1 protein-coding gene is annotated in these 5,834 nt (G+C 33.6%); it reads left to right on the top strand.

All coding sequences use genetic code 11. The annotated features are described in order from the left end of the window. Positions 1-603: 603 nt before the first annotated feature. Positions 604-5,778 carry a Cna B-type domain-containing protein gene (locus ACKI2P_RS00885; protein ID WP_407374339.1) on the top strand — a complete coding sequence of 1,725 codons (5,175 nt, stop codon included), beginning with the start codon at positions 604-606 and terminating at the stop codon, positions 5,776-5,778. Positions 5,779-5,834 lie beyond the last annotated feature (56 nt).

The raw sequence follows: 5,834 nt of genomic DNA, 5'->3' as shown, positions 1-5,834 counted from the left end.
GTTAAAAATAAATATATAATGTAATGTCAATTTTATGTTGGTGTTGCTGTATTAAATTATTAAAAACGATATTTATGATATCAGAATGTTTGAATTAAATCCTTTTAGGTTTGATTTAATGGAATAATATAATTTGATGTTATTGGGTTAATAAAGCTTGGATAAGTATTACTAAATCAATGTTTATTGGTATTATTCGGCCTAGTACTTTAAATGATGATTATAATTGACTGCAGTTATGGTTTGTCATTGCCTGTACGATAATGGTTGATAATTGTATTTATAATGGTTCAAATTAACTTTCAGATAAATTTAATATATTGTTTCATGTTTAAATGATGTTTTTATTCGACTCCTCCGGAGAGAATGAAAATTGATAAACAATAGCATTATTTTAATAATTTATTTTATGTAAAAGAAAAGTTTCTGCTGTTTCGATTATATTGAAACGGTTGAAATTATAAGAAAATTAGAGGTTGAAAATTGAGTATTTCTGACACTTAAACTCTATTTAAGATGATGGAAATACAAAAATTAAAATTTAACATGTCTGAAAAAAGATTATTATCAAAAAATAGATATAAATTGTTATTTATTCTGATAATGGTTTTGTGCTTATGTACAACACAGGCAGTAATTGCTAGTGATATTCAAGTTACACAAAATTTAACCGTTGATGACGATTCAGATTCAATTAACAATGCAATCGATGATGCCAAAGCAAATTCTGCTACGGATAAGTTAGGTGCTTCAAACCTTGAAGTCCTGTCTGCCGGTGAACGTACACTAAATAATCTGTACGCTTATACATACTACACTGATGAAGGTGGAGTGTATGATATGCCTGCTGATTATAAATATAATCCAAGCACTGATGACTATCTTTATGAGTATGGTGTATATATTTTTAAATCCATAACCATTGATGGACACGGCCACTACATTGACGGGGCAGGCGCAGGCCCCTTAATGTTTATTAATGCAAATAATGTCATTTTGAAAAATATTACATTCATCAATGGAGTAAACTCTCCAGTTAAAGTTTATGGTAATAATGTGCAGTTTATAGACTGTAAGTTTATAAACAACACTGGTAGCTGGGGTGGAGCAGTCTACTCAGAGGCTACATATGCTACTTTAACCAACTGTAAATTTGAAAACAATACTGCTACCAGTTATGGTGGTGCTATAGATATCAATAAGGGTATACTTGACATTGATGGATGTGACTTTATAGATAACAAAGCAAAATATGGTGGTGGAGCAGTTCATATCGAAGCTTCTGCTACAGATCAGGTGATTTCTAATTCCAATTTCACTGGAAACTCCCTGACATTATCAACCATAGGCGGTGGTGCAGTTTCTACAAAAGCAAGCAGAACAACCATTAGAGATTCCACTTTTGACCAAAACAATGCGAAAAATAAAGGTGGTGCTGTTTACATTGATGCAGATGACTGTACTATAGAACACACTGCATTCACACATAACTATGCAGAAAATGGTGGTGCAATCTATTGGAAAGGTAATGGTGGTTCCTTAACTAATTCCTGGGATATCTATGAAAACGAAGCACAATATGGTGGAGCCATTTACTTTGACGGTACAAACGGCAATATTTACAACTCCCGTATACATCACAACAAGGCTACTAACACTGGTGGAGGTCTTTATTTGAACGGACCTGTCAACATAATATACAGCCACTTCGATAGTAATAATGCTGTAACAGGTGGTAGTATTTATGCTGATTATAGTGCTGACGGTACATATATAGACCATACAAACTTCGGTCAAAACTGGATTGAAGGTGAAGGTGGTGCTATCTTCTGGGAAGCTCCTAACGGTATTGTGAACAATTCCGTATTCTATAATAATGGTGTAAGCGGTGAAAATTTCGCTCCAAGAGGTGGTGCTGTCTATTGGAACGGTGAACACGGATTGATAAACAACTCTCAGTTCACATACAATTATGCTTACAATTATTATTATGGAGGTTCTGAAGGTGCAGCATTATATGTTAATGATGCAGGTAAAGATTTATCTGTAGAAAATTCCAAATTTGAGGATAATACTGCATATTCTTATGGTGGTGCTATTTCCTGGAAAGGAGAAAACGGTAAAGTTTACAATTCAGTATTCAACAGAAACAAAGCTGCAACTGAAGGTGGAGCGATTTACAGTAAAGGTAAAAATCTTTCAATCAACAAATCAAAATTCAATAATAACGATGCAACTTATTTAGGTGGAGCACTTGCTTTGGAAGCAATTGCCACTATAAATGGTTCAGAATTCCAGGAAAACACAGCAAACAAAGGTGGAGCTGTCTATTGGGATGCTCCTAACGGTACTGTAAACAATTCATATTTCTATAAAAATAAAGCATATTATGCTGGTGGAGCAATTTCTGCAGACTACTACCTTCCAGAAGTAGAAAAACATATCCATAATTCTTTATTTGAAGAGAACTATGCTCAAAATTATGGTGGTGCGATTGCATCTCTATATACAGAAATTGTTAACTCAACATTTAAGAATAACCGTGCAAATGTAGGTGAGGCTATAAACTCATACTCCACAGAAATATCTGACGATTCAACTTTCATAAATAATGATGTTGTTGTACAGACAACAGAACTCATTGAAATTAACTTTGGGGATTCAATAGGTAATTCAACACGTAAAACCAATACAACTTACATTGCGGTGTGTGTTGAAAGATATACTCAATTCCCACATCTCGGATTGAAAGATGATTCTCTCAGCAGAATGATAAATATCATAAATCATGAAAGCATTGCAGACTATCTTAAAATATTAATATACAATTACTATAATTCAACAGACGATGTATTTCGTTTAGCAAAAGAAAAAGTTTTATTCTATTCAGAAAATGATAGAGATAATCCAGATCATTGGAATAATTTAGTTCCGATTTCAGCTGTTGATTATTTAAGCAGGGCAGTTCACGAGTTCTCAGACCATGATTACTGGAACAGCGATCACCCTCTTGTAAAACAAACTTTGGAATTATATAGAACCGTATATGATAATGGTAATAAAATACCTGATAAGTTCATCAAGGAAGTCAATGGAAGTCTTATTGAATATGATTTCAGTTCAATGATTTCTTCAACTTCACAAAGTCTGTTCCTGTTTAATATGATTAAACACAACATGACTGTTGAAAAAATTGCTTTGGACGATATTGTATACCTTGGAAATCAAACAAGATTCAAAATTGTTGTAACAAACAATGGAGAATCCATCTTAGGTAATATAACCGTTAATGAAACTAAACATGACGGTTTAAAATTAGTTAACTATACTTCCGATGAAGATTCATGGACAGGCAATATCAAAACAGGCATATTCAAATACAATGGTATTTTGAAACCAGGTGAAAAAGCATCATTCATCGTTATCTTTGATACACTTATAAAAGGCAACTTAACTAATGTTGTTGTCGGTTCAAGTAATCAAACTAAAAACAAAACAGCAAATAACACTACTGAAGTAGTGCCAATCAGAGTCAATGTAACAAAAGTATGGGACGATGACAATAACCGTGATAAATTAAGACCTAATAATGTAACAATTTACCTATGGGCTGATGGTGTTAAAATCAAAGAAATAGTTTTAAATGACACTAATAAGTGGAATTTCATTTTCAAAGATTTACCAATGGTTAAAAAGGGTAAAATAATCGATTATAAGGTTACTGAAAAGCTTATTGACGGTTATACTGCAAAAATCATCAACAATACTGTAGATGATTTCACCAAAATAGTTGCTAACAACACTTATGTCTTCACAATTAACAACACTCATGTTCCTGCTAGGACTAATGTGTCTGTTGTTAAAATTTGGAGTGATAAGAATAACCAAGATGGCATAATGCCGGATAATGTAACAGTTGTATTGTTTGCTGACGGTAAAGAGATTAATCGTATTGTTTTAAATGCTTCAAATAGGTGGAGTTTCACTTTCACTAATTTACTCGTTTATAAACATAATGGTACTAAAATCGAATATACCGTTAATGAGACTGCTGTTCCAGGTTACACTGCCAATATTACCAGTGATGGTAAAGGAAATTGGACTGTTAACAACACTCATGTTCCTGCTGTGACTGTGGTTAATGTTACTAAGGTTTGGGATGATGCTAATAATCAAGATGGTGTTAGACCTGAGTCTGTGACTGTTGTTTTGGTTGCTGATGGTACTGTAGTTGATAGGGTTACTTTGGATGCTTCTAATAATTGGACTGCATTGTTTGAGAATTTACCTGTTAAATCTGCTGGTGAAGTGATTAATTACACTATTGAGGAAGTTAGTGTTGTTGGTTATGAGTCTGCTGTTTCTAATAGTAGTGCTTATAATTGGACTGTTACTAATACTCATGTTCCTGTTGTGACTGAAGTTAATGTTGCTAAGAAATGGATTGATGCTGATAACCAGGATGGTGTAAGGCCAGATAAAGTAACTGTTGTTTTGGTTGCTGATGGTAATGTGGTTGACAGTGCTGTGTTAGATGATAGTAATGATTGGGCTGCAGTATTTGGTGATTTACCGGTTTATAGTGCTGGTAATGTGATTAAGTATGAGGTTCAAGAGTTGTCTGTTGCTAATTATTCATCTGTGGTTTCTAATGAGACTGCGTATGTTTGGACTGTTACTAATACTCACGTTCCTGTTGTGACTGAAGTTAATGTTGCTAAAGTTTGGAATGATGCTAATAACCAAGATGCTGTCAGGGCAAATAATGTGACTGTTGTATTACTTGCTGATGGTATTGAGATCAACCGTGTTGTTTTAAACAGCGATAATGATTGGAAGTTCACTTTCGAGAATTTACCTGTTTACAATGCCGGTGAGGTTATCAAATATACCATTGAAGAGTTGGACGTTGCAAATTACACAGCTGCAATTTCTAACAATACAGCATATGACTGGACAGTTGTTAACACTCATGTTCCTGCTGTGACTCAAATCAATGTTGTCAAAGTTTGGAACGATGAAAACAATAAAAACAATGTCCGTCCGGATAGCATTAGGGTAATTTTAATTGCTGATTCCCATGTTGTTGGCTATGCACGTTTGGATAACGGCAATAAATGGAAACATACTTTCTCCAATTTGCCTGTCTACAATAACGGTAAAACAATCAAATATTCCATTGCTGAGTTGGATGTTCAAAATTATACCGTTCAAATTTCAGATGACAATAACGGTAATTTTGTAATTACCAATACTATCGTTGAGGTTTACACACCTGATACAAGTGTAGAGCTCATCACTCACAACGAAACTGTTGATGAAAAAGAAGAAGTTGTCATTATCGTTAAAAACAACGGAACTACCAATTTAAAAGAAATATATGTTACATATGATAATCTCACTGATGATATCATTCAGGAAATATTAACATATAATGATGATTGGGTATTTGACGGTGTCAACAAATTCATATACAATAAAACTTTAGGAGCAAACGAATCTGTCAATTTAACTATTGTCTACAATATAACTCATAATGAAAACAATGAGACTCCTGTGGACAATACTACAGAACAAAATGAAACCAGTAACAATACAACCAACGAAACAAATGAGACTATCCCTCCTGAAGTGGTAACTCCTAGCCCGGAACATCCTGTTCCTGCTAAACCTCATGTAACTAAACACGTAAAACCTGATTCACATGCAACCGGTAATCCGTTAGTATTGCTGTTACTTGCATTGATGATTCCATTAATCAGAAGAAAACAAAAATAAATATTTAGGAAGTTTATTTACTTCCCTTTTCTTTTTTTTTTAAAATTCAAAATTTT

The sequence above is a fragment of the Methanobrevibacter sp. genome (assembly GCF_045541095.1).
Taxonomy (GTDB): domain Archaea; phylum Methanobacteriota; class Methanobacteria; order Methanobacteriales; family Methanobacteriaceae; genus Methanocatella.
The sequence above is the reverse complement of the archived record's forward strand: the minus strand, read 5'-3'. Positions and strand labels throughout refer to the sequence as shown.

Bases quoted from the DNA above. Each gene is read 5' to 3' on its own strand.
- ACKI2P_RS00885 (WP_407374339.1), top strand. From the start codon at position 604: ATGGTTTTGTGCTTATGTACAACACAGGCAGTAATTGCTAGTGATATT.